Source organism: Paraburkholderia hayleyella (assembly GCF_009455685.1).
Classification (GTDB): Bacteria; Pseudomonadota; Gammaproteobacteria; order Burkholderiales; family Burkholderiaceae; genus Paraburkholderia; species Paraburkholderia hayleyella.
In genome coordinates this window covers 2,935,473-2,959,515 of sequence record NZ_QPES01000001.1, presented here as the reverse complement: position 1 = coordinate 2,959,515, position 24,043 = coordinate 2,935,473, and the positions used below count along the sequence as shown (strand labels likewise).

Sequence of the window (24,043 nt, the reverse complement as noted above, 5' to 3'; positions counted from 1 at the left end):
TGCTCTGTGATGCGCTCAACCCATCCACGAAAAAATCTTGCCGGGGTTCATCAGATTGTGGGGATCGAGCGCGTGTTTGATCGAACGCATGGTTGCTACGGCGGCCATGCCGTGTTCTTCCAGCAGAAAATCCATCTTGTGCAAACCGATGCCATGTTCGCCCGTGCAGGTGCCGTCCATCTGGATGGCCCGTTGCACGATGCGCTGGTTCAGACGTTCGGCTTCGACACGCTCTTCGGGAATGTCCGGGTCGATCAGGATGGCGACGTGGAAATTGCCATCGCCCACATGGCCGACGATCGGGCAAGGCAGGGCCGAGGCTTGCAGGTCGGCTTCGGTTTCGGCCACGCATTGCGCGAGCTGGGAAATCGGCACGCAGACATCGGTGGTCACCGCACGACATCCCGGTTTGAGTTGCAGCATGGCGAAAAAGGCACTGTGGCGAGCGTTCCACAGGCGGCTGCGATCTTCTGGGCGAGTGGCCCATTCGAACCCCGCGCCAGCGTTTTGCGCGGCGATTTCTTGCGTGAGTTCAGCCTGTTCCTGCACGCCGGCGTGGGTGCCGTGAAATTCGAAGAACAGCGTGGGTGCTTCGCGCAACGTCAGGTTTGAATGGCGATTGATCGCGCGGATCGCAAGTGCATCGACGAATTCGACTCGTGCGATGGGCACGCCAATCTGGATGGTTTCGATCACGGCGCGCACGGCATCGTGCATGGTGGGGAAACTGCAGACTGCCGCGGAGATGGCCTCGGGTTGCGGATAAAGCCGCACGGTGATCTCGGTGATGATGCCCAGGGTGCCTTCCGAGCCGACGAACAGCCGGGTCAGGTCGTAGCCCGCCGAGGATTTGCGGGCGCGGGTGCCGGTTTTGATGAGCGTGCCGTCGGCGAGTACCGCGGCGAGGCCGAGAACGTTTTCGCGCATGGTTCCGTAGCGCACGGCGTTAGTGCCGGAGGCTCGCGTGGCGGTCATGCCGCCGATGCTGGCATCCGCACCGGGATCAATCGGGAAGAAGAGCCCGGTATCGCGTAGTGCTTCATTGAGCTGCTTGCGTGAAATGCCCGGCTCGACGGTGACCGTGAGGTCTTCGGCATTGACCGACAGCACCCGGTTCATTTCGGACAGGTCAATGGAGACGCCGCCTTGCACCGCCAGCAACTGGCCTTCGAGTGACGAGCCGTTGCCATACGCGATGATTGGCACGGCATACTGGCCGCAGAGTTTGACAAGGGTTTGCACTTCGGCGGCAGTGCGGGCAAACACAACGGCGTCTGGCAGTTGCGGCTCAAAAGGGGATTCGTCGCGGCCATGATGAGCGCGGACTGCCGGTGCGACAGAAACACGATCGCCGAAGACGGACTGGAGCACTGTGAGGAGTTCAGCAGGGAAAGGACGACGCACGGAGGCGAGCGGCGCGGGGTGAGTCACACAGGTCTCCTGAGAGGGGCTAAACGAGGGGCTAAACGTGCGGACTATTTTACGCTGATCGCTTGGGACGAAGCGGTGCGGCGCGCGCACAAACCTATAATGGGGGCGGCTTCGCCAGATATGCGAGCTGTTATCCGCTGAGATCCGCTGATTGTGCGGTGGCAGTGGACGCTGCTGATAACCATCGATAACTGGCGCAAATGGAAGCGCTACCGTTTATCTGCATCGACTCGCGCAATGAATAACCCACCACGCAAAACCCGCCATGCAACGGAGACCTCATGAGCAACCGCTTGAGCAAGATCGCAACACGAACCGGTGACGATGGCACGACTGGCCTGGGCGACGGTGGCCGCGTGCGCAAGGATACGGTACGGATTACGGCGATGGGTGACGTTGATGAACTGAACTCGCATATTGGGGTGCTCGTGTGTGAAACGATGCCGGACGATGTGCGTGTCGCGCTCATGGCGATCCAGCACGATCTGTTTGATCTGGGCGGCGAACTTTGCATTCCGGGCCATACGATGCTGGGTTTGCCGCATCTGGCCCGAATTGAGGGCTGGCTGGCTGATTACAACGCAACGTTGCCTCCATTGAAAGAATTTGTTTTGCCGGGTGGCTCACGGGCTGCGGCCCTGGCGCATGTTTGCCGCACGGTGTGCCGTCGGGCGGAACGCTCGATTGTGGCGCTTGGACATGCCGAAACACTGAATGCTACGCCGCGTCAGTATGTGAACCGGCTGTCGGATCTGCTGTTTGTCCTCGCACGTGTATTAAACCGGGCGAGTGGTGGCAGTGACGTGTTGTGGCAGCATGAGCGTCCGGCAAAATAAGCCGATTGCAAAGACGTATTAGCCCACGGCGAGCGTAACGGGCTTGCCGATCCGGCTGAGCATTTCGACGAGGGTGTCGATGGTGAATTTCGTGGTTTTTTTGTTCACGACGTCCGACACGCGCGGACGGGACACCATCAGGATGACGGCCGCCTCGGACTGTTTCAGATGATGCTGTTCGATCCAGCTTGAGAGTTCGGTCATCAGTTGTTCTTTCAGAAGCCGGGTGTCGTTGATCTGTTTTTGCGATGCGGCATGCAGCCGGGCGGCTTCTTCGGCGGGGAAGCCGAGTTCGAGGAACAGATTGGCACCGGGGGGGTGACGTGACGGATTTGAGTGTCGATGGTCATGGTTATTCCTTTCTGTCGTTGAGGATTGCGCGATAACGCGCTTCGGCAATGGCTTTATCCTGGTTGCTGGTGGTTCGGGTTTTTTCTGGAAGCAATGCAGGACATACACGGCTTCCACAAACTTTGCGACGTACATGACACGGAAGATGCCGTGGGTTTCACGCACCCGGATTTCCCGAGTGCCTGGTCCAACTACATCAAAGGGCTTCCAGTCGTCGGGATCCAGACCTGCCTGAATTTTGCTTAACTGAAAGCCTGCCTGGCGCCGTGGTTCGTCGGGAAACGCGAGTAGGTCGTTGTAACTTGAGCCTAGCCAGCGTATTTCTTTTTCCCGTTCCATAAGTACTCCGCATGTATAAAATAGTATACGTCTCATCGAAAAAGGTCAAGCTTCCTGTTTCGGCCTTGAGCGATCCTGGTGTGAGCGGGGATGCGCGTCATGCACTCAAGGTACCGGGCGCTTGCGGAGTGCGCTATTCGGCTGCCTGGCTATGAATCAGGCGCAGCAAAAGTGAAGCGCCCCCAATGCCGGAACGGATGTCCGGCATTGGGGGCGCTTTTTTGCCGATGCCGCGCTGCCTGAGATTCAGGCAGCGCGGCAATACAGGGCGGAGAGGGCGGCGGCGCTTAGTTACCGCCGGCAGCGCCGAGGCGCCGGGCTTTGACTGCTTGCGCCAGGTCTTCCAGAACCTTGACGCTTTCGTCCCAGGCAATACAGGCATCGGTAATGCTTTGGCCATAGGTGAGCGGGCTGCCTTCCTGCAGATCCTGGCGGCCTTCGATCAGATGGGATTCGATCATGACGCCGATGATCCGTGTGTCGCCGGCTGCGATCTGGCGGCCAAGATCCGCGCAAACCGGAATCTGGTTCTGGTGTTTTTTTGAACTGTTGGCGTGGCTGGCATCGACCATCAGACGCGCGGCGAGACCGGCCTTGCTGATGTCCGCGCAAGCAGAAGCCACGCTCTCGGCATCGTAATTCGGTGTTTTGCCGCCGCGCAGGATGATATGGCAGTCTTCATTGCCTGCTGTTGAAACGATGGCCGAATGTCCACCCTTCGTCACGGAAAGAAAATGGTGTGGCTGTGATGCGGCCTTGATGGCATCAATGGCAATTTTTACGTTGCCGTCGGTTCCGTTCTTGAAGCCAACGGGGCACGAAAGCCCTGAAGCCAGCTCACGGTGGACTTGCGATTCGGTGGTGCGCGCACCAATGGCACCCCATGAAACCAGATCAGCGATGTATTGCGGGCTGATCATGTCGAGATATTCGGTGCCCGCGGGCAGGCCCAGTTCGTTGATGCGCAGCAGCAACTCGCGTGCGATGCGCAGCCCGTCGTTGATCTTGAAGCTGTTATCGAGATGGGGGTCGTTAATCAGGCCTTTCCAGCCTACTGTTGTGCGCGGTTTTTCGAAATACACCCGCATCACGATCTCTAACTCGCCCGCGAAGCGCTTGCGCTGTTCGACGAGCCGCCTGGCGTATTCGAGCGCCGCTTTGGTATCGTGAATCGAGCAGGGTCCAATGATGACGATCAACCGGTCTTCCATGCCGTGCAAGATACGATGCATTGCTTCACGTGAATGGAAAATCAGGTTCGAGATGGCCTCGTTGCAGGCGAATTCGCGGATCAGATGGGCCGGCGGCGTGAGTTCTTTGAGTTCTCGAATACGGACATCGTCGGTGTTATGCGGGGGCATGGTGTTCTCCTGGAGAGAGGTTGCGCGGTTCGCTCGGGCTCGGACAGCAGCAGGGCTCAAGCAGATACCATTCAAATCACGGTGAGTCGGAAAGCGGTTGGACGAAAAAAAACCGCCAGACATCGCTGGCGGTTTTTCGGGAATATGAGGTGTCTGATACGTGCTAACACCCCTCTCGATCCGCCAGCGGCAAGAGGTGCCAGAAAAAATAAAAATAAAACTTGGCGGACATGATGGCGGGTAAAAGACGGAGCAGTGAGTAAAAAAAGCTAGCTGGCTTTATAACCTGAGCAGGCTTGTTGTGCAAGCCTGCTCCCATAAATATGCGGAATATCCGCATAAATTATTATTTTCTAGCTGAAAATACGCAAAATGGCAGGGTTCAGACGGTGCCGCCGACCGTCATTTTGTCGATGCGCAAGGTGGGCTGGCCGACTCCGACAGGCACGCTCTGACCTTCTTTGCCGCATACCCCGACGCCGCTATCGAGCGCCATGTCGTTGCCAATCATGCTGACGTACTTGAGCGATTCAGGCCCGCTGCCGATCAATGTGGCGCCTTTGACCGGGTAGGTGATCTGGCCGTTTTCGATCATGTAAGCCTCGGACGCCGAGAACACGAACTTGCCGTTGGTGATGTCGACCTGACCGCCACCGAAATTCACCGCATACAAGCCGTTTTTGACGGAAGCGAGGATTTCACGGGGGTCTTTATCGCCGTTGAGCATGTACGTGTTGGTCATGCGTGGCATGGGCAGTGCGGCATAGGATTCGCGGCGCGCGTTGCCGGTGACGGGCATTTTCATCAGCCGGGCGTTGAGCGTGTCCTGCATGTAACCCTTCAGAATGCCGTCTTCGATCAACGTGGTGCATTGCGTTGGATTGCCCTCATCGTCGATATTGAGCGAGCCGCGCCGGTTTGGCAGTGTGCCGTCATCCACGACCGTGACACCTTTGGCTGCTACGCGTTCGCCAAGTTGCCCGGCAAAGGCCGATGACCCTTTGCGATTGAAGTCACCCTCGAGACCGTGGCCGATCGCTTCGTGCAGCAGCACGCCAGGCCAGCCCGGGCCCAGCACGACCGTCATTGCACCGGCTGGCGCGGGACGGGCCTCGAGATTGACCAGCGCGGCATGCACCGCATCGTCGACGTAGCGTGACAGCACGGTATCGGTGAAATAGCCATAGTCGAAACGCCCGCCGCCACCGCCGCTGCCGATTTCACGGCGGCCATTGTGCTCGGCGATCACTGTGACCGAGACGCGCACCAGCGGCCGGATATCGGCCGCAAGCGCGCCATCGCTACGCGCTACCAGCACCACGTCGTATTCGCCCGCGAGACCTGCCATCACCTGCGTAATACGTGGGTCGCGGCCGCGCGCCATCTGTTCGATACGCTCAAGCAGCTTGACCTTGGCGGTGGCATCGAGCGAATGCAGCGGGTCCGAGGGCAAATACAGCTCGCGTCCGGCAATCCCTTTAAGCGCCGACGCGACTTTCACCTTGTGTCTGCCACCGCCCGCCTGGGCAATCGAGCGGGTGGCGAGCGCCGCCTGGTGGATCGCTTCAGGCGACAGATCGTCCGAATAGGCAAAGGCCGTCCGGTCACCCGAGACGGCGCGCACCCCTACGCCCTGGTCGATGCTGAAGCTGCCTGATTTGACGATGCCTTCTTCCAGGCTCCAGGCTTCGCTGCGGGTGGCCTGAAAGTACAGGTCCGCGTAATCGACCCGGTGCGTGAAGATGTCGGCGAGCGTGCGCAGGAGCAGTGCTTCGTCGAGACCATAGGGCGTGAGCAGCACGTCCTTGGCGGTGGCGAGATTTTGGAGGCCGGGTTCGATGAGGTTCATGCGAAGTATGTGTGGAATGTGTGGAGTCGATTCAGAAGAGGATGTGGGTGCGGCGCATCCGGCTTTCAATGTTGGGAATGAATGTAACCCGATGGCTGTAAGCGGCTCAGGTTAGCACCCGGTGGCGCCATGCGGGCAGGCTTTCGCGGACTTCGTCCTGGCGCGCGAGGTCAAGCTCGCCACAGACGACGCCCGGGCCTTCGTCCTGGAGCGCGAGAATCTCGCCCCATGGGTCCACCAGCATGCTGTGGCCCCAGGTGCGGCGGCCATTGTCGTGTTTTCCACCTTGCGCTGCCGCCAGTACATAGCACTGGTTTTCGATAGCCCGGGCACGCAGCAGGATTTCCCAGTGCGCGCGGCCAGTGGTATGCGTGAACGCCGCAGGCACCACGATCAGCGCACAGTCGCCCATGCGCCGGTACAGTTCGGGAAAGCGCAGATCGTAGCAGACCGACAGGCCGACGCGGCCGAAAGGCGCGTCGAAAGTACGGACGTCGTGGCCAGGCGCAATGGTGCGGGCTTCATCGAAGGATTCTTCGCCTTTTTCGAAGCTGAAAAGGTGAATCTTGTCGTAGCGAGCGGCTTCATTGCCCTGAGGGTCGAATACCAGCGTGCTGTTAAGTACGTGCATAACATCAGACGCGCAAAGCGGCAGGGTGCCACCGATCAGCCACACCTTGTAGCGCCGGGCTGCTTCAGCAAGAAAGCGCTGGATCGGGCCCTCGCGCCAGGTTTCGCGCAGCGTGAACTTGTCGGTTTCGTGCTGGCCCATGAAGCAGAAATATTCAGGCAGCAGCACCAGTTGCGCGCCGGAGGCCGCCGCTTCGGCGATCAGGCGTTCGGCATCGGCCAGATTGCGTTCGACGTCGGGCGTGCTCACCATTTGCAATGCGGCAATGCGCCAGACCGTTTGGACGGCTGCCGGGGAAGCCAATGAGGCGGACGAAGGAGGGGTTGCGCGTGGATCGCTCATGGAGGTTTCGCAAGACTCGGGGCGGGAGCGTGTGAGGTGGCTGCCTGCGGGGTGCCTGGAGGGGTGCCTGTTCGTGCCGCGCGATGCGCCCCTTAATGCGTCTCAACCGTAGCAGCCGGAACGGGGTTCATCTTACCGTGATCGTTGTGGACTCGCTCGATATGCGGCTTCGACCACGAGCCGGTAATGGCGTAGTTTTGGGCGAACGCCACCGAAATCGAGCGTGTCAGCGCCAGATCGGCGACCAGGACGCCGAGACCAAGCAGCGGATTGATCACGGTGGCGGCAATCACGGCCGCGCCCGCGCTAATGGTGGGCACGATATGCACCTGCAGATCCTGGGTTTCGTGAGCCAGATCGACCGACCCCCGCAGGTCCGCGTGAGCCGGTGCGGTCACCATTTCAAAATCAGTGGTGCGGCCGACGCCATTGCGAATCGTGCTAGTGCCCGAGAAGTGCTCGAAGGGCAAACCCTCACCGATCACATCACGGAAACTGCGGGTGCTGATAAAGCGCGCGAGGCTTTGCAGGCTTAGCACGCCGAGCAGCTTTGCCACGCCGGGATCGACCTTGAGAATTTCGCCGTGACGCAAATCGAGCGCCAGGCTGCCACTGAGCGAGGGATAGTCGATGGCGGTGGGTTCGCCGCGCCAGCCGACCTTGCCCGACAGCGAGCCCTCTCCCGCCTTGATGACGTCGGGCAGCCCCGCCTGGTTCAGCAGCGAGCCCGCATCCTTGATCTCGAGCTTGAAATCGAACACCGAGCGCCGCGGTGTGTCCTCGTCGATTTGCGTGCCGAAGCGGCGGACAGTGCGCCAGTTGCCCGTCGCACTTAGACGGGCCGCCGGGTTGAGGATTTCGAGCGAATCCAGACGCCAGATGGGCACGCCCTCTTCTTCGGCATTGTGCGCATCCACCCGTAACTGTCCAACCGGGCGCTCCCGCACGATGAGTTCGTTGACCACCAGATCAATCGACGGCATGTTTTGCGCCGATGCGGTGATCGCCTGGCCTAACAGGTCGTTTTCGCTGGCGGAGGGAATCACGACCCGGGCGAGGCGTGCCTGGAGTTTGCCGGGTGAGTGCCGGCTCGCGTCAGGCAGCCAGGCGACGTGGCCCGATACCTGGTTTGAGGCGATATTGGCTTGCCATTTGTTGTCGAAATGGGATGCGCCCACCACCACGCTTTCCCAATGGCGCTTGAGCAGCGTCAGCGTGCCGATGTGCACCGCGAACTGATTGGGCAAAAAGGGCGCGAGCGTGTCGTGGCTCAGGTTCAGCGTGGATGGGGACGAGGCCGCAGTGGTTGTCGTTGTTGTTGTCGTTGCCGTCGCAGCGCGGTGAGCCGGATGAGCCGCCGGACGAAGTTCGGCGGCCAGGGCGCGCCAGGCATCGGCGTTGAAGGTGTCGATATCGGCGGCGGCCTTCACGCCGGTGGCGGGCAACTCGGCGGGCCGGTTGAGCCCCAGCGCGCCACTGACGACCGCGAGCGGCTGCTGGGCGGTGCGGCGCAGCAGATAGGAGGCGGCGAGCGGGCCAAAGGTGAGATCGGCACGATGGAGGCGCGTATCGTTGTCCGCGGTGGCGGGCTGGAAGGTGAAGCGCAGCGGCATGGGCGTGCCGGGCGGCTTGTTGAAGGGCGCGGGAAAATCGAGTCCGAGGCCGGTGAGATCAGAATGGGCGTTCACCGTGGGCAAAGCGCCATGGGCTCCGCTGATGCGAACGCGGTACGGCGCGTTACCGCTCATGTGTTTGAGCAACTGGCGGGCGGGGCGGTACAGATCGAGGTGGCGCATGGCGTCAAGCGCCACTTGTCCCGAGATATCGAGCGCGTAGGCGCCGTTTTCCTGTAACTGGCCGCTGGCGTGCACGTTGCCGCCCATGAAGCGGCCCGCGAGCCGTTCGGCTTGCGCGCTGTGCTGGGTGAAATGGAGTGTGCCCACTAGTTGCGACAGGGGCGGCACGCCCTGCAACGCCAGCTGGTTGTGCTGAAACGCCAGCGAGCCTTTTACCCCGAGTTGCGGGTTGGGGGTGCGCGGCAAACTGAGCTTGAGCGCCAGCAGGGCTGGACCGTCGGCGCGCAGCTTGCCGGCGAGGTGTTTTGTCATGCCTCCCAGCGCGCTCTGGTCGACATAGTCGAGCATGTCCGCGAGCGGGCCCAGTGCCTCACCCGTGACGATGAAGTTCGACGTCAGCGATCCGAGATCGTCGATTTTGCCCTTGACCTGCCTGAGGGCGACGCGTTTGTAGTGGGCCTGTTCGACATCGAGCTGCAGCAGGTTTTGCTTTAGCGTAAAGGTGCCGTCGATCCCCTCGAGCGCGGGCCACACATTCGGCGTGCCGTCTTTTGTTTTATGGAGCGGATAGGGCGACGGATCGAACTTGCCTCCGCGAAATGGCGCGACGATCTGAAAGATGCCTGCATGGGGGTCGTGCGAATACGGGAATTTGTCCAGATTGCCGTGCACTTCGATGGTCGCGCCCTGCGAGGTGCCTGCTAGCAACCCATGCCCGAGATGCTGGCGCAGGTGTTCGCTGATGCTCGTCGGCAAATAACGCGCAATGCTCGCCACACGGATGCGCTCGAAATGGGCCTGCAAATCGAGCGTGCCTCGTCCGTGGCCGGGGTTGCGATAGTTCGCACTCAGGGTTGCGGCCGTGTCGGCGTTGGCCACGCTGAAGCTCGGCACGTTGACCGTGAACGCATTGCCGGGTGAGCCTGTATCGTGGGCTTCGATGCGCCAGCTGCCATGGCCGTGCATGCGGTCGAATTTCAGGCGTGGGTCATCGAAGAGCCCTGGTAGCGTGACGGCTACATTGGCGGTATCGAGCTTGAGCGTGCCGCCGGTTTCATCGGCGTCGATGATGCCCCAGAGGTTTTCAAAACCCGGCAGCCCGGCGCGCGGGTGATTGAGCGCGGTAAGCCCGGGCGGTGGCTCCTGGGCGGAGAAGCTAATGCCTTGCAGGTCGGCTTTGAGCCGGTAATGGAGGAGGGGTTCGATATCACCAGGGTGCGGTTCGCGGGCAGCCTGGCTGGATTCGGGACGCTCGCGCTCGGCCGACATCGTGTAATGGGCGACCAGCCCACGCGGATCGAAACGCACGAGCTGGCTCAGCAAGTGCTGCGGCAGCGGCAGTGCGCGGCTGAATTCAGCGAGGATGCCGAGATCGACGCGGTCCCCCGTAGCGCTCAGCAACAGACCGTGCTGCTCCGTGGCGGCGCGATAGCGGCCGGTGAAGGTCGTCAGCGCCAGGGTGCGGGTGAGCGGGGTGCCATCCTCTAGCGGCGGCTGGCCGAGTTCAGCGCGCAGATGGCGCAGTTGCAAGGTGTAATCATGCGGCTGGGCGTAAAGACTCCAGCCAAAGCGCGCGGCGGGCACGCTCAGGCGCGGCTGGGTGGGGCGCACGCGCAACGCGATGTCGGCGCCGCTCAGCTTGCCGCTGGCAGCGGTGATACGGCCGTCGGCGAAGTCGAACCAGATGGTGTTGTCGATGCGCCCAGCGAAAATGGCGATGGGAATTTTGACGCGCTGTGCCAGGGCTCTCAGATCGACGGGGCCCGTGGCGACATAGGATTCACCGCGCCAGTTGCCGGGTTTGCCTGTCGCCGCGAGGCGCGTGTGGTGAAAGCGCGTGCGAAAGTCGAGCGGGCCATGCAGTAACGTGCCATCGGCAGGGGCCTGAAGCGCCAGCCGGTGCTCTGTGCCGTCATTCAGGATGGCGAGGCGGATGTTTTGCAGCGCGAGTTCGGGGGCCGGGTGGAGGGCATCGCGCCAGCGCAGCGTACCGCCGCGCAGCACAATGGCCTGTTGCTGCAGCAGCCAGGTCGTTAAGGTGTCGTTGCCGGTATGGGCGCTGGCGATGGGGATGCCTGCTACCGTGAGCGCGCCATCGCCAGCCCGTGAGATCAGCATATCCGGCTGCTCGACGATCAGGCTGGAGAGTCGTGGCGTCATGTGCCAAAACGAGGACCATGACAGCGCGGCGCTGGCGTGCGGCACGCGCAGCGCGATTTCGCCGCGGGCATCGCGGATTGTCAGTTGGGTGATGTCGATGCCCGGCTGGAAGCCGCTCCAGCGCGGCGCGAGCCGGCCAATGGAGACCTGGGCGTGGAGCTTGCCAGAGACGGCGGCTTCGATGCGCGGACGCAGCGTATCAATATAGGGCAGGACGGCATAGCGCAGCCCCAGGAACAGCCCGCCGGCAATGAAATAGAGCAATACCGCGAAGCCCAGCACGACCCGTAGCGTATGGCGTAGCACCACATGCTCGCCCTGGTTTGCGCGCCGCTTGTTCTGGACGGGAGGCGGGTCGGCAGAGGGGGTTCGCTCGGGCATGCGGCAGCGGGAGTGCGTATGGTAGTTTTGCGGTTTAGCGGTGGAATGTAACACAAGGGCCTACGGCAACCGATGCGCGCCCAGCCTTGTGCCACGTCCGGCGCAAGGCCTGGGCGCGATGCTTTTCCCGGGCCCGCGCACACGCCTTTCTTATTCCTTTCGAGCCGATTTTCAATGACTGACGCCCCCCTTCTTTGTGCCCGCTATTCACAGTACGCGATGCGTGCCATGGCGGCGCGTTCCGGGCTTGCCGCGCAGGTTGCCACGCTGGCGGCGGCGCCGCTCACACGGGAGCGGCTCGAAGCCCGCTTCGACGCGTTATGCGACGCGCTGCGTGGCGCCGGGGTCGCTCCAGCGGCGGCTCCCGCGCCTGAAGACGTCCTGAAAAAAGCTTTGCGCCAGTGGCGTACCGAAGTGTTTTGCGCGGTAATGGAGCGCGATCTGGCGCAGACCGCCGACGTCGCGGAAGTGACCGGAACCATGACCGATCTGGCCGAAATCGCTATCCAGCGTGCGCTGGCGGTGCTGTCCACCGAACTCGAAGCACTTTATGGCGAGCCGCGCAATCCGCAGGGGGAACGGCTGGCGCTGGGCGTGGTCGGCATGGGCAAGCTGGGCGGGCGCGAACTGAATGTCTCGTCCGATATTGATCTGATCTTCGTCTATGAAGACGATGGCGAAACCACCGGTGGCCAGCGCGCCGCGCTGTCGGTGCAGGAGTTTTTCACCCGTCTGGGCAAGCGTCTGATCGGCGCGCTGGCCGAGGTTAGCGCCGAGGGCTATGTGTTTCGCGTGGACATGCGGTTGCGGCCCAATGGCGATGCTGGCCCGCTGGTGTGCAGCCTCGGCATGCTCGAGGAATATTTTTATGTCCAGGGCCGCGAGTGGGAGCGCTACGCGTGGATCAAGGGCCGTCTGGTCTCGGAGGCCAGCAGCGATGCCGCGCAGCGCCTCGCGCAGCAACTCGGGGCGATCGTCACGCCGTTTGTCTATCGGCGCTACCTCGATTTCAGCGTGATCGACGCGATTCGCGCGCTGCATGTGCAGATTCGCCAGGAGGCGCAGCGCCGCGCCTTGATGCGTCCGGACAAGGCTGACGACATCAAGCTGGGCCGCGGCGGCATCCGCGAGATCGAATTTAGCGCGCAGGCGTTTCAGTTGATCCGGGGCGGCCAGGATGCCGGTTTCCGTCTCCGGCCAACCCTTGCTGTGTTGCAGCATGCCGTTGCGCAAGGGCTGATTGCGCCTGCCGCATGCGAGGCGCTTTCGGCGGCTTATCGCTTCTTGCGTCGGCTCGAACATCGTTTGCAATACCGCAATGACGCGCAAACCCATGCGATGCCCGTCGATGCAGAAGAGCGTGCCTGTCTCGCCCGGGTGATGGGATTCGACAGCTATCCGGCGCTGATGGTGCAACTGGAGCAGCACCGGGAGCAGGTCGAACAGCAGTTCGACCAGATTTTTGCCGACAAGGTAAATGGCCGCAATGGCTGTGGCGTGTCCGACGACAGCCCCGCCGCATGGATCTGGAGCAGCGCGCTTGCCGACGATAGCGCTGACGAGGCGCTCAATGCCTGTCTGCGCGAGCTGGGCATCGAGCCGCCCGGGGCGCTATTGGCACGTCTGCGCGGGGTCTGGCAGTCGGCCCGTTATACCGGGCTGGCGGAGCGCAGCCGCCAGCGTTTTGACTGTGTCGCGCAACGCGCGCTGGAAGCGGTTCGCACGCTGGAGCCGCCCGAGCGGCGAGGCGACGTGGTGGCCCGTTGCTTTGACCTGCTCGAAGCGGTCAGCCGGCGCGGCGCGTATCTGGCGTTGCTGACGGAATATCCCGTGGCGCTGCACCGGGTGCTGGCCTTGCTTGGCGCTTCGCGCTGGGCGGCGGGCTATCTGATCCGCCATCCGCAATTGCTCGACGAGCTGCTCGATGACGAAGCCATCGCCAGCCCCTTCGACTGGAGCGAATTCAAACGTGCGCTGCGCCAGCGTCTCTCCACGGCCGATGGGGTGGAGCAGCAGATGGACCTGCTGCGGCACGCGCATCAGGCCGAGGTGTTTCGCATCCTGCTGCTCGACCTGGCCGGCAAGCTGAGCGTGGAGCATGTCAGCGACCGGCTCTCCGAACTCGCCGATGCCGTGCTCGACGTAGCGCTCGAAGCGGTTTGGCGGCAGTTTGCGAAACGCCATCGGGACGTGCCGTGTTTCGCTGTCATTGCTTACGGCAAGCTGGGCGGCAAGGAGCTGGGCTATGCCTCGGATCTCGATCTGATCTTTCTGTACGACGACACCGACGATGCCGCCGCCGAGGTCTACGCGATGTTCGCGCGCCGACTGATTACGTGGCTCACCACGGCGACGGCGGCGGGAACCCTGTTCGACGTCGATCTGCGCCTGCGGCCCAATGGCGAATCAGGCTTGCTCGTGACCGATCTCGATGCGTTTCGCCGCTATCAGTTGCGCGAAGGCGATGCCGCGAACACGGCGTGGGTCTGGGAGCACCAGGCGCTATCACGGGCGCGCTATTGCGCAGGTGATGCACAGATTGGCGCGAAATTCGAAGCGATCCGGGAGCAGGTGCTGACCATGCCGCGCGACGCCAGCGCGCTGGCACGGGACATCGTCGAGATGCGTGCCAAGGTCGCAGCCGGGCATCCCAACCGGACGGCGCTGTTCGATCTGAAGCACGATCGTGGCGGCATGGTGGATATCGAATTCACCGTGCAGTACTGGGTGTTGCTGCATGCCGCGCACGATGCGGAGCTGATCCCCAATACCGGCAATATCAACCTGTTGCGCAAGGCCGCTCGCTTCGGGTTGATGAGCGAGGAGGAAGCCGAGGAGGTCGGCGCGGCGTACCGGAGCTATCGCCGCTTGCAACACAAGCTGCGGCTGGATGGCATGGAGGTCGCGCGGGTCAGCCCGGAGCAGGTCGAAGCCGGGCGCACGGCGGTGTTGCGCCTGTGGCAGCGGGTATTTGGCTAGTGCCTGAATGGGCCGGGTGGCAGGATGGAGCCTGACAGGCGTCTGCGGTGGCGTGCCTGGTTTGCACGCTAAGGCAACTCGCTGGGGCAACTCGCTGGGGCAACTCGTCGGGGCAATTTGTCGGGGCAATTTGCTCAAGCCGCCAGCATCTCTTTCGCGTGCTTGCGGGTCGTCGCCGTGATGGCCAGGCCGCCGAGCATGCGCGCGATTTCTTCGACCCGGCTCGCGCGATCGAGCGCTGTCACGGTGCTGAGCGTTCCGTGTGTATCGTCGGAGGCCTTGGCCACCTGAAAGTGATGGTCGCCACGCGCCGCGACCTGCGGTAAATGGGTGACGCACAGTACTTGCCGTTCACGCCCCAACTGATGCAGCAGCCGCCCCACGACCTCGGCGACGCCACCACCGATGCCGCTATCGACTTCATCGAAAATCAGTGTGGGTGTCAGGCTGGCGGCGCTGGCGATGACCGCTAGCGCCAGGCTGATACGCGCCAGTTCGCCGCCTGAGGCCACTTTGGCGAGTGGCCGCAACGGCACGCCCGCGTGACCGGCCACACGAAACTCGATTTGCTCCAGCCCATGCGCACCGCCCTCCGGCAAGGGTACGAGCGCGATCTCAAAGCACCCTCCCACCAGCGAAAGATCCTGCATTCCGGCTGTGACCGCGGCGCCGAGAGCCACGGCAGCTTGCGCACGGGCTTGCGACAAGGTCCGGCCCAACGCGAAATAAGCCTGATGCGCTGCGGTTTCGAGTGCGCGCAGATGATCGAGATCGGTGGCCGCATCGAGCGCAGCGAGTTGTGCCTGACGCGCCACGTGTTCTTCAGGCAGCGCCTGCGGCTGCAACCTGAACTTGCGCGCCGCCGAATGCAAGGCGTCGAGGCGTTGTTCGACGCGCGCCAACTGCTGGGGATCGAGTTCGAGCCGCTGCGCGTAATGACTGAGCGAGTAGGCCGCTTCTTGCAACTGGATTTCGGCGGGATCGAGCGCGGCGAGCGCATCGTCTAACGCGGGATCGATTTCGGCGAGATCGCGCAGCTTTGAGATCAGCGCTGTGAGCTGCGTGAGCAGCGCCGTGTCTGATTCCGCCAGCACCGCCAGCGCGCTCTGGACACCGTCGATCAGGCTGGCTGAATGCGAAAGCCGCCGGTGCTCGTGGTTGACCTCTTCCCATTCGCCGGGCTGGGGTGCGAGCCGGTCGAGTTCCGCCAGTTGCCAGGCGAGCCGTTCGCGTTCGAGTTGCAGTTCCCGTTCGCGGCTTAAGCCCTGTTCGACGGCCTGGACGGCGGCGCGCCAGTCGCGCCACGCGCATGTGACGCTAGCCGCCATGGCTGTCAGGCCCGCATGGGTGTCGAACAGTTCGCGTTGTGCCTCGGGGCGCAGCAACAGCTGGTGCGCGTGCTGTCCATGAATATCCACCAGCATCTCGCCTAGCGTGCGCAGTTGCGCCAGCGTTGCCGCGGTGCCGTTGATAAACGCCCGTGAGCGGCCATTGGCATCGACCACCCGGCGCAGCATCACGCTGCGGGCGGGGGCATGGGCCGTGCCGCCGGCCTCAGCCTCAGCCTCAGCCGCGCGCGATGCGGGCACATTGAGGGCGAGCTCGTCGAGCCATTGTTCGGCCGCGGCATGAGTGTCGAACTCGGCGCTGATGTCGGCCCGGCTTTGCCCGGTACGCACGACGCTGGCATCCGCCCGCGCGCCGAGCGTGAGCGCCAGCGCGTCAATCAGGATGGATTTGCCTGCGCCTGTTTCTCCGGAAAAAACCGAAAAGCCGCTGTCGAATTCGAGATCGAGCGCGGCGACGATGACGAAGTCGCGTATCGAGAGGTGACGAAGCATGGGACGTGAGTTCGGTTAAGGGCCTAAAACTAAAACCACCGCGGCAGCTACGATTCGTCGTGGGAGGGGTGCTCGTTCCAGTGCAGTTTTTTGCGCAGCGTCGCGTAATAGCTGTAGCCGACAGGATGCAGGAACGGCACGGTATGGTGTGAACGGCGGACTTCGATGATGTCGTTGAGTTCAAGAGCGGTGAACGACTGCATGTCGAAATTCACGTTGACGTCGCGCCCCGCGATGATCTGGATGCTGATGCTGGAGTTATCGGGCAGCACGATCGGGCGGTTCGACAGCGCATGCGGCGCAATGGGCACCAGCACGAGCCCCTGAAGCTGCGGATGCAGGATCGGCCCGGCCGACGACAGCGCATAGGCCGTCGAGCCCGTGGGTGTGGCGACGATCAGGCCATCCGAGCGCTGGTTGTACATGAAGCGCTGATCGACTAAAACGCGCAATTCGGCCATGCCGGAAAAGCCACTGCGGTTGACGACGACATCATTGAAGGCGAGCGCCTGATAGATCTTGTGGCCGTCGCGCATGATGCGCGCTTCGAGCAGCATGCGCTCTTCGCGCTCGAAGCTGCCGTTGAGCATTTGCGGCACGATTTCGCGCATGTCCGACACCGGGATGTCGGTGATGAAACCGAGGCGGCCATGATTGATGCCGATCAGCGGGGTTTTGTAGGGGGCGAGCTGCCGGCCGATGCCGAGCATGGTGCCGTCACCGCCCAGTACGACCGCGACATCGGCACGCGCGCCGATCTCGGCGGGCAGTAGCGCGGGATAGCCGGACGCGCCGATTTCGTGTGCGGTTTCGGCTTCGAACACGACGTCGAAGCCGCGCCGCGCGATGCAGGCGGCGAGCGCCATCAAGGGCTCGCCAATGCCTGGTGTGTTGCTGCGCCCGATGAGCGCCACGGTTTTGAACTGGCTGGAAAATTGCATCCCGGCATTACACCATAGGTAGGGTATGAAAAGAACTGCGCCTGGAGCCTGGCCTAGCTGACGCTGAACGCAAGGCCTAAGAGCTTGCGGGGATTATCGTTAGAATGGGGCCGTTTCGACGACCGGCGGCGGGTTCGGGCCTGACTCGGGCGCCGCTGACCTGGGCCACCGAGTTGCAGGGGCTTCGCCAGCGGATCAATCAAGTGTGTCCCCGCACAAGCCGCATTGCCATTGAAGTGACCTTTTTCGCCATGCTAGATCCTCGTGCACAAACGCTGCTGAAAACCCTGATTGAACGTTATATCGCCGAAGGCCAGCCGGTGGGCTCGCGCACGCTGTCGCGCTTTTCCGGCCTTGAGCTGAGCCCCGCGACGATCCGCAACGTGATGTCCGACCTGGAGGAGCTGGGGCTTGTCACCAGCCCTCATACCTCCGCCGGACGTATTCCGACGCCGCGTGGCTATCGGCTGTTTGTCGATACGATGCTGACCGTCGAATCCACCGTTGACGAAGCAGCGCTGACGCGCACGGTCACCACCACCTTGCAAGCCGGTGAGCCACAGAAAGTGGTTGCCGCGGCGGCGAGCGTGCTGTCCAGCCTCACGCAGTTTGCGGGTGTGGTGCTGACACCGCGCCGCAGCCACGTATTCAGGCAGATCGAGTTCATGCGCTTGTCCGACAAACGCATCTTGCTCATCATCGTGACGCCCGAAGGCGACGTGCAAAACCGCATCATGGCGACCCAGCGCGATTTTTCGCCGTCGCAGCTGACCGAAGCCTCGAACTACATCAATGCTCATTTTGGTGGTTTGTCATTTGACGAAGTGCGGCGGCGCTTGCGCGAAGAAATCGACGCATTGCGCGGCGACATGACGGCCCTGATGCATGCCGCTGTCACGGCCAGCACGGACGAAGCCGATACCGGCGAAACCGTGCTGATCTCGGGCGAACGCAATTTGCTCGAGGTCGCGGATTTGTCGTCCGACATGGCCCGTTTGCGCAAGCTGTTCGATATTTTCGACCAGAAAACCAGCCTCCTGCAGTTGCTTGATGTATCGAGCCACGCCCAGGGGGTGCAGATTTACATCGGTGGTGAATCGACGCTGGTGCCACTCGAAGAAATGAGCGTGGTCACCGCGCCTTACGAAGTGAACGGCAAGATCGTCGGCACACTTGGTGTGATCGGGCCTACCCGGATGGCGTACAACCGGGTGATTCCGATTGTCGACATCACGGCGCGACTGCTTTCGCTCGCGCTCAACCAGAAGTAACGCCGATGTGGCCGCCGTTGCAGCCCGGTGGCTGGTGTCCGGTATCGATGATGCGCGAACGCGTGCGCCGCGCCAACTGGCCGAATGGCCAACCGGTTTGCTAACCAGATGGTCAGATGATCAGGTGGCCGGAACACCGGCCATCGCTATAATGGCCGTCACCTGATTTCATGGCCCGCTGATTGCGGCTCCCATTGCTTATGCGTTTCGACCTAGAGCGCCCGTCGCGGCCTACCTCCTCCCATCGTGTGGCCGTGCTACTGATCAATCTCGGCACCCCCGATGCGCCCACGCCACGCGCCGTGCGCCGCTATCTCGCGCAATTTCTGTCCGATCCGCGTGTGGTTGAAATTCCCGCTGTGCTTTGGCAATTCATTTTGCGTTTGCTGATCTTGCCGCTACGCGGCCGCGCCTCGGCAAAAAAGTACGCGCTGGTCTGGCTGCCCGAAGGCTCGCCGTTGCGCGTGCATACCGAGAAACAGGCCGAAGGCCTGCGCCATCTGCTGCAAATCAATGGCTATGCCGTGCCGGTCGATTATGCGATGCGTTACGGCTCCCCTGGCATCCCCGCGATGCTGAACCAGCTTAAGCTGGCCGGTGTCGAGCACGTGTTGCTGATGCCGCTTTATCCGCAATATTCATCGTCCACCACCGCGACGGCTTTTGATGCGGCGTTTGCGGCCTTGCGGCGGATGCGCAACCAGCCTGAAATCCGGACCGTGCGGCACTTTTCCGACCATCCCGCCTATATCGCGGCGCTCGCTACCCAGGTGCAAAACTACTGGCAGGTTCACGGGCGGCCAGATTTCGCGGCGGGCGACAAACTCGTGCTGAGCTTTCATGGCGTGCCCAAGCGCACGCTCGATTTAGGCGATCCCTACCATAACCAGTGCCAGCAAACGGGCGCGCTCCTGATCCAGGCGCTGGGTTTGGGCACCGTGGAATGCCGGGTGACATTCCAGTCGCGTTTTGGCCGCGCTGAGTGGCTCCAGCCCTATACCGCGCCCACGCTGAAGGAGCTGGGCACAGCGGGAGTGGGCCGGGTTGATGTGTTTTGTCCGGGCTTCACGGCTGACTGCCTTGAAACGATCGAAGAAATCGGCATGGAAGTTAGCGAGGTGTTCAGGCAAGCGGGTGGCAAGGTGTTTCACCGCATTCCGTGTCTGAATTCCTCGCCTGCATGGATTGCCGCACTGGGCGAGATCGTCGCGCAAAACCTGCAAGGCTGGCCGGTTCATGCTGCGCCCGCGCCCGTGCCCGGACAATAATCGTGTATTTCGCGGGTATTCCGCGTGTATTCCAATGACACACTTCACGCCGCATTTGATGTTGCATCTGACACCCATGTCATTTTTGATCTCGCCATGAATTTCCCCATTTCGGCCGAACCGGACGCACGTTTGCGCATTGACAAATGGCTTTGGGCCGCGCGTTTTTTTAAAACCCGCTCGCTGGCTGCCGACGCTGTCGCAAAAGGCCGGGTCCGGCTTGACGGCGCGCCCGTCAAACCGGCGCGCGAGGTGCGAGTGGGCGATTTGCTCGAAATCGAAATTGACCGGATAGCGCGCCAGGTGACGGTTCAGGGCATCTGCAACGTGCGCGGCCCCGCGTGTGTCGCGCAAACGCTTTATGCCGAAACCGCGGCAAGCCAGGCGCAGCGGCAGCACGAACTGGAGCGGCGCAAGACCTTCCGTGAGCCTGCGGCGACACTGCAAGGACGTCCCACCAAACGTGACCGGCGCACTATCGACAAACTTGCGGATGAGCGCTGAACAGGGGCTTCATGGCGGCGAGGGCGCTGCCGTATTCGGTCGTGGTTTCGCTGACCGCACCGGACAGGCAAATGGTCGTTGTCCCCGCAACGAGCACCAGGGCGACCAGCGAGATGGCAAAGGTCAGTTTCATGGCGCTTTCCTGAGGATTCGAGGCTTACTTCGGAGTCTGCCTAATTAAGGCTTAAGGCGGAATGGGGATGATGCCAGACTTGATTGTGCTGAATGCTGGTTAAGTTTAGGTGAGCCGTGCGATGGGCTCAATCTGAATTTGCACGCGGCTTGACCTGGGTTGTGATCCTGGCGTTCACCGGACATTTTCCGTTGCAGCGCCGGGCTTTCGCTGCACGTGTGCCTTGTACTGCAACGGGCGAAAAAATTGGCAGTAAATCTTGAATTCGTCGTTTTAAGCACTATTTGCCCTCATAGCTCGTCATTAATGATTGTGCGGTATTGGTTACAAGATCCCGTCCGGTTTGCGCACTTTTCGTGCCGCCGCCCTTTGCTTTCACTTTTCTAACGATTGCGACAATATGGAAAACAAGCAAGAGAATCCCTCAAGCCAGCATGTCACCCCCCCTGCCGAACGCTCTCCCGAAACCAGCGCTGCTGGCGCTACCGGCAGCGCCACTCAGGAAGACGTTTCGATCGAGGCTTCATTGGCCGAGGCGCAGGCAAAAATTGCCGAACTGCAAGAAGGTTTCCTGCGCGCCAAGGCTGAAACCGACAATGCGAGGCGCCGCGCCCAGGAAGACATCACCAAGGCACACAAGTTTGCTATCGAGAGCTTCGCTGAGCATTTGTTGCCGGTGATCGACAGCCTTGAGGCTGCCGTTGCGCATTCGTCAGACGATCTGGAAAAAGTACGTGAAGGCGTCGAGCTGACATTGCGCCAGTTGATCGGTGCACTTGAAAAAGGCCGTGTCGTTGCGCTCAACCCCGTGGGCGAGAAATTCGATCCGCATCGTCATCAGGCCATTTCGATGGTGCCCGCCGAGCAGGAACCCAATACAGTCGTTTCCGTGCTGCAAAAGGGTTACGTGATTGCTGACCGCGTTTTGCGCCCGGCGCTCGTTACCGTGGCACAGCCGAAGTAAGGCGGCGTTTCCCGTCGCCATGGCTATTTCCGCTCCCGCTCCCGCTCCCGCCCCTGCTTCTGCCCCTGTCCCCGTTGACGCTACGGCGTTCGCCGCGTTCGGCATGCAGGAGCTGACAGCGCAAACGTTTGATTCCGCGCTCGAAGCCGCAGGCGAGGAGCTCGCGGTCGTGTTTTTCTGGGGTCTCGACTGTTTCAACTGCGAGATCGCCAAGAAGGCGATGCTGGCGCAACCCGAGGCTATCCGGGCGCTAGGGCTCAAATGGTTTCACAGCAATGTGTATGAGCACCGCGATTTGAGCCGGCGCTTCATGCTGCATGGCGTGCCTACCTGGTTTTTCTTTCATCGCGGCCGACGGTTGGGCCGGGCGACGGGTTGGCACGGGCTGGCGCAGTTCGAAGCGGCGGTCGCCGCGGCTCGGGGAAAAATTAATGCCGGGCATAAATAATTGCGACAAGTGTTTCAAAAAGCCTTGAAAACGACATGAACGCACTTATGTTGAGTGCAGGTAAAAATTGAAGACGGAATGTTTTGCCACTCATTGTGAGGGTGACGCAAGGCAGTTCCGGCAGTGATCAAATTCAGGAGATTTATAAATGGGCAAAATCATCGGTATTGACCTTGGCACCACAAACTCGTGCGTTGCCATCATGGAAGGCAATCAGGTCAAGGTTATTGAGAATCTCGAAGGCGCTCGCACGACGCCTTCGGTTATTGCTTATATGGACGACAACGAAATTCTCGTTGGCGCGCCGGCCAAGCGTCAGTCCGTGACCAATCCAAAAAACACGCTGTTTGCGATCAAGCGTTTGATCGGCCGTCGTTTTGAAGAAAAAGAAGTGCAAAAAGACATCGGCCTGATGCCTTACAAAATTATCAAGGCGGATAACGGCGACGCATGGGTTGATGTTCGTGAGCAAAAGCTGGCGCCACCGCAAATCTCGGCGGAAGTGCTGCGCAAAATGAAGAAAACCGCTGAAGATTACCTCGGCGAGCCGGTCACCGAAGCCGTGATTACGGTTCCTGCGTACTTCAACGACAGCCAGCGCCAGGCCACCAAGGACGCAGGTCGTATCGCGGGCCTGGAAGTCAAGCGCATCATCAACGAGCCGACCGCCGCGGCACTCGCGTTCGGTCTCGACAAGGTTGAAAAGGGCGATCGCAAGATTGCGGTGTATGACCTGGGCGGTGGCACGTTCGACGTCTCGATCATCGAAATCGCCGATGTCGATGGCGAAATGCAGTTTGAGGTGCTGTCCACCAATGGCGATACGTTCCTGGGTGGCGAAGATTTCGACCAGCGCATCATTGATTACATCATTGGCGAATTCAAGAAAGAGCAGGGCGTGGATTTGTCGAAGGACGTGCTTGCACTGCAACGTCTGAAAGAATCGGCGGAAAAAGCCAAGATCGAGCTCTCATCGGGCCAGCAGACCGAAATCAACTTGCCGTACATCACGGCGGATGCATCGGGTCCGAAGCACTTGAACCTGAAGATCACACGCGCCAAGCTGGAAGCGCTGGTGGAAGACTTGATCAACCGCACCATTGAGCCATGCCGCACGGCCATTACCGATGCAGGCGTCAAGGTCAGCGAGATCGACGACGTGATCCTGGTCGGTGGCATGACGCGGATGCCGAAGGTGCTGGAAAAGGTGAAGGAGTTCTTCGGCAAGGATCCGCGCCGTGACGTGAATCCGGACGAAGCGGTGGCAGTGGGCGCGGCCATTCAGGGCCAGGTGCTGTCGGGCGACCGCAAGGACGTGTTGCTGCTCGACGTGACGCCGTTGTCATTGGGGATCGAAACGCTTGGTGGCGTGATGACCAAGATGATCACCAAGAACACGACCATCCCGACCAAGCACGCTCAGGTGTATTCGACTGCGGACGATAACCAGGGTGCGGTCACGATCAAGGTGTATCAGGGTGAACGCGAAATGGCGGCACGCAACAAGCTGCTCGGCGAGTTCAACCTTGAAGGTATTCCGCCAGCACCGCGCGGTACGCCGCAAATTGAAGTGACCTTCGATATCGACGCCAATGGCATTTTGCATGTGGGCGCGAAAGACAAGGCCACGGGCAAGGAAAACCGCATCACGATCAAGGCGAACTCCGGTCTGTCAGAAGCCGAGATCGAGCAGATGGTGAAAGACGCCGAGGCTAACGCCGAAGAAGATCGCAAGCTGCGTGAACTGGCGGATTCCCGTAATCAGGGCGATGCCCTGGTTCACAGCACGAAGAAGGCGTTGGCCGAATACGGCGACAAGCTCGAAGCAGGCGAGAAGGAAAAAATCGAAGCGGCGTTGAAAGACCTCGAAGAAGTGCTGAAGAGCGGGTCGGGCGACAAGGCTGAAATCGAAGCCAAAATCGAAACCTTGGCCACGGCATCGCAAAAGATGGGCGAAAAGATGTATGCCGACATGCAGGCCGCCCAGGGTGCCGCGGGTGCAGCCAGTGCCGCCGGTAGCGCTTCAGCCGGTGGCGCGGGCCAGGCGCAGGACGATGTGGTCGATGCCGACTTCAAGGAAGTAAAGAAAGACTAAAGCCAGATGCAGTTTCATTGCAAAGCCGCGCACAGTCTTGTGCGCGGTCTGGCTAGATGCTCTGTCATCCAGCTGGATGGATGAGCGGTTGACACGCCTGGCGAGCCCTTCGGGTTCTCCGG

General features: G+C 61.4%; 16 protein-coding genes and 2 pseudogenes. 8 read left to right on the top strand and 10 right to left on the bottom strand.

Annotated elements, in window-relative coordinates:
- Positions 1 to 15 precede the first annotated feature (15 nt).
- The gene (locus GH657_RS12950) at positions 16 to 1,431 is read right to left on the bottom strand and encodes an FAD-linked oxidase C-terminal domain-containing protein (protein ID WP_153101286.1); all 1,416 of its coding nucleotides are present in this window, start codon (positions 1,429 to 1,431) and stop codon (positions 16 to 18) included.
- Between the two features lie 281 nt (positions 1,432 to 1,712).
- Here GH657_RS12950 and GH657_RS12945 point away from each other — a divergent pair, with 281 nt between their 5' ends.
- Positions 1,713 to 2,267, top strand: coding sequence for a cob(I)yrinic acid a,c-diamide adenosyltransferase (locus GH657_RS12945; RefSeq protein ID WP_153101285.1), 555 nt, complete (start codon positions 1,713 to 1,715; stop codon positions 2,265 to 2,267).
- Between the two features lie 18 nt (positions 2,268 to 2,285).
- Here GH657_RS12945 and GH657_RS12940 read toward each other — a convergent pair.
- The 6 genes and pseudogenes from GH657_RS12940 to GH657_RS12915 all read right to left on the bottom strand — a co-directional run bounded on the left by GH657_RS12940 (position 2,286) and on the right by GH657_RS12915 (position 11,477).
- A pseudogene (locus tag GH657_RS12940) lies at positions 2,286 to 2,617 on the bottom strand (helix-turn-helix domain-containing protein).
- Positions 2,618 to 2,619: 2 nt separating this feature from the next.
- A pseudogene (locus tag GH657_RS12935) lies at positions 2,620 to 2,957 on the bottom strand (type II toxin-antitoxin system RelE/ParE family toxin).
- Between the two features lie 287 nt (positions 2,958 to 3,244).
- Entirely contained in the window at positions 3,245 to 4,318 is a 1,074-nt protein-coding gene (gene aroG / locus GH657_RS12930) for a 3-deoxy-7-phosphoheptulonate synthase AroG (protein ID WP_153101284.1), read from the bottom strand.
- Positions 4,319 to 4,700: 382 nt separating this feature from the next.
- A complete protein-coding gene (tldD, locus tag GH657_RS12925) occupies positions 4,701 to 6,167 on the bottom strand; it encodes a metalloprotease TldD (protein ID WP_153101283.1) in 1,467 nt (488 codons plus the stop codon).
- A gap of 106 nt (positions 6,168 to 6,273) precedes the next feature.
- Positions 6,274 to 7,140 (bottom strand): carbon-nitrogen hydrolase family protein, encoded by an 867-nt coding sequence (locus GH657_RS12920; protein WP_153101282.1) that lies wholly within the window; start codon positions 7,138 to 7,140, stop codon positions 6,274 to 6,276.
- A gap of 92 nt (positions 7,141 to 7,232) precedes the next feature.
- Complete coding sequence (locus GH657_RS12915) at positions 7,233 to 11,477, bottom strand: YhdP family protein (protein WP_153101281.1); 4,245 nt, start codon at positions 11,475 to 11,477, stop codon at positions 7,233 to 7,235.
- A 174-nt stretch (positions 11,478 to 11,651) separates the two neighbouring features.
- On the opposite strand from GH657_RS12915, the gene glnE reads away from it, so the two are divergent.
- A complete protein-coding gene (gene glnE / locus GH657_RS12910) occupies positions 11,652 to 14,456 on the top strand; it encodes a bifunctional [glutamate--ammonia ligase]-adenylyl-L-tyrosine phosphorylase/[glutamate--ammonia-ligase] adenylyltransferase (RefSeq protein WP_153101280.1) in 2,805 nt (934 codons plus the stop codon).
- A 134-nt stretch (positions 14,457 to 14,590) separates the two neighbouring features.
- On the opposite strand, the gene recN is transcribed toward glnE, so the two are convergent.
- Both recN and GH657_RS12900 read right to left on the bottom strand, forming a co-directional pair.
- Complete coding sequence (recN, locus tag GH657_RS12905; protein WP_153101279.1) at positions 14,591 to 16,297, bottom strand: DNA repair protein RecN; 1,707 nt, start codon at positions 16,295 to 16,297, stop codon at positions 14,591 to 14,593.
- 47 nt (positions 16,298 to 16,344) lie between these two features.
- Positions 16,345 to 17,238 carry an NAD kinase gene (locus GH657_RS12900; protein ID WP_153101278.1) on the bottom strand — a complete coding sequence of 298 codons (894 nt, stop codon included), beginning with the start codon at positions 17,236 to 17,238 and terminating at the stop codon, positions 16,345 to 16,347.
- A 251-nt stretch (positions 17,239 to 17,489) separates the two neighbouring features.
- Here GH657_RS12900 and hrcA point away from each other — a divergent pair, with 251 nt between their 5' ends.
- The 3 genes from hrcA (at position 17,490) to GH657_RS12885 (ending at position 20,281) form a co-directional block, all read left to right on the top strand.
- Positions 17,490 to 18,509, top strand: a complete 1,020-nt coding sequence (gene hrcA, locus GH657_RS12895) for a heat-inducible transcriptional repressor HrcA (protein WP_153101277.1) — start codon at positions 17,490 to 17,492, stop codon at positions 18,507 to 18,509.
- A 200-nt stretch (positions 18,510 to 18,709) separates the two neighbouring features.
- Entirely contained in the window at positions 18,710 to 19,777 is a 1,068-nt protein-coding gene (hemH, locus tag GH657_RS12890; protein ID WP_153101276.1) for a ferrochelatase, read from the top strand.
- A gap of 96 nt (positions 19,778 to 19,873) precedes the next feature.
- Complete coding sequence (locus tag GH657_RS12885) at positions 19,874 to 20,281, top strand: RNA-binding S4 domain-containing protein (protein WP_153101275.1); 408 nt, start codon at positions 19,874 to 19,876, stop codon at positions 20,279 to 20,281.
- On the opposite strand, the gene GH657_RS18040 is transcribed toward GH657_RS12885, so the two are convergent.
- Complete coding sequence (locus tag GH657_RS18040) at positions 20,253 to 20,414, bottom strand: hypothetical protein (protein WP_174769948.1); 162 nt, start codon at positions 20,412 to 20,414, stop codon at positions 20,253 to 20,255. The two genes, GH657_RS12885 and GH657_RS18040, sit on opposite strands and share 29 nt — an antisense overlap.
- 400 nt (positions 20,415 to 20,814) lie before the next feature.
- On the opposite strand from GH657_RS18040, the gene grpE reads away from it, so the two are divergent.
- The 3 genes from grpE (at position 20,815) to dnaK (ending at position 23,921) form a co-directional block, all read left to right on the top strand.
- Positions 20,815 to 21,378 carry a nucleotide exchange factor GrpE gene (gene grpE, locus GH657_RS12880; RefSeq protein ID WP_153101274.1) on the top strand — a complete coding sequence of 188 codons (564 nt, stop codon included), beginning with the start codon at positions 20,815 to 20,817 and terminating at the stop codon, positions 21,376 to 21,378.
- Between the two features lie 19 nt (positions 21,379 to 21,397).
- Positions 21,398 to 21,826 (top strand): thioredoxin family protein, encoded by a 429-nt coding sequence (locus GH657_RS12875; protein WP_153101273.1) that lies wholly within the window; start codon positions 21,398 to 21,400, stop codon positions 21,824 to 21,826.
- A gap of 148 nt (positions 21,827 to 21,974) precedes the next feature.
- Positions 21,975 to 23,921, top strand: a complete 1,947-nt coding sequence (gene dnaK, locus GH657_RS12870; RefSeq protein WP_153101272.1) for a molecular chaperone DnaK — start codon at positions 21,975 to 21,977, stop codon at positions 23,919 to 23,921.
- Positions 23,922 to 24,043: the final 122 nt, after the last annotated feature.

Coding starts and splice junctions, on each gene's coding strand:
- GH657_RS12945 (WP_153101285.1), top strand. CDS start 1,713: ATGAGCAACCGCTTGAGCAAGATCGCAACACGAACCGGTGACGATGGC.
- aroG (WP_153101284.1), bottom strand. CDS start 4,318: ATGCCCCCGCATAACACCGACGATGTCCGTATTCGAGAACTCAAAGAA.
- tldD (WP_153101283.1), bottom strand. CDS start 6,167: ATGAACCTCATCGAACCCGGCCTCCAAAATCTCGCCACCGCCAAGGAC.
- GH657_RS12920 (WP_153101282.1), bottom strand. CDS start 7,140: ATGAGCGATCCACGCGCAACCCCTCCTTCGTCCGCCTCATTGGCTTCC.
- GH657_RS12915 (WP_153101281.1), bottom strand. CDS start 11,477: ATGCCCGAGCGAACCCCCTCTGCCGACCCGCCTCCCGTCCAGAACAAG.
- glnE (WP_153101280.1), top strand. CDS start 11,652: ATGACTGACGCCCCCCTTCTTTGTGCCCGCTATTCACAGTACGCGATG.
- recN (WP_153101279.1), bottom strand. CDS start 16,297: ATGCTTCGTCACCTCTCGATACGCGACTTCGTCATCGTCGCCGCGCTC.
- GH657_RS12900 (WP_153101278.1), bottom strand. CDS start 17,238: ATGCAATTTTCCAGCCAGTTCAAAACCGTGGCGCTCATCGGGCGCAGC.
- hrcA (WP_153101277.1), top strand. CDS start 17,490: ATGCTAGATCCTCGTGCACAAACGCTGCTGAAAACCCTGATTGAACGT.
- hemH (WP_153101276.1), top strand. CDS start 18,710: ATGCGTTTCGACCTAGAGCGCCCGTCGCGGCCTACCTCCTCCCATCGT.
- GH657_RS12885 (WP_153101275.1), top strand. CDS start 19,874: ATGAATTTCCCCATTTCGGCCGAACCGGACGCACGTTTGCGCATTGAC.
- GH657_RS18040 (WP_174769948.1), bottom strand. CDS start 20,414: ATGAAACTGACCTTTGCCATCTCGCTGGTCGCCCTGGTGCTCGTTGCG.
- grpE (WP_153101274.1), top strand. CDS start 20,815: ATGGAAAACAAGCAAGAGAATCCCTCAAGCCAGCATGTCACCCCCCCT.
- GH657_RS12875 (WP_153101273.1), top strand. CDS start 21,398: ATGGCTATTTCCGCTCCCGCTCCCGCTCCCGCCCCTGCTTCTGCCCCT.
- dnaK (WP_153101272.1), top strand. CDS start 21,975: ATGGGCAAAATCATCGGTATTGACCTTGGCACCACAAACTCGTGCGTT.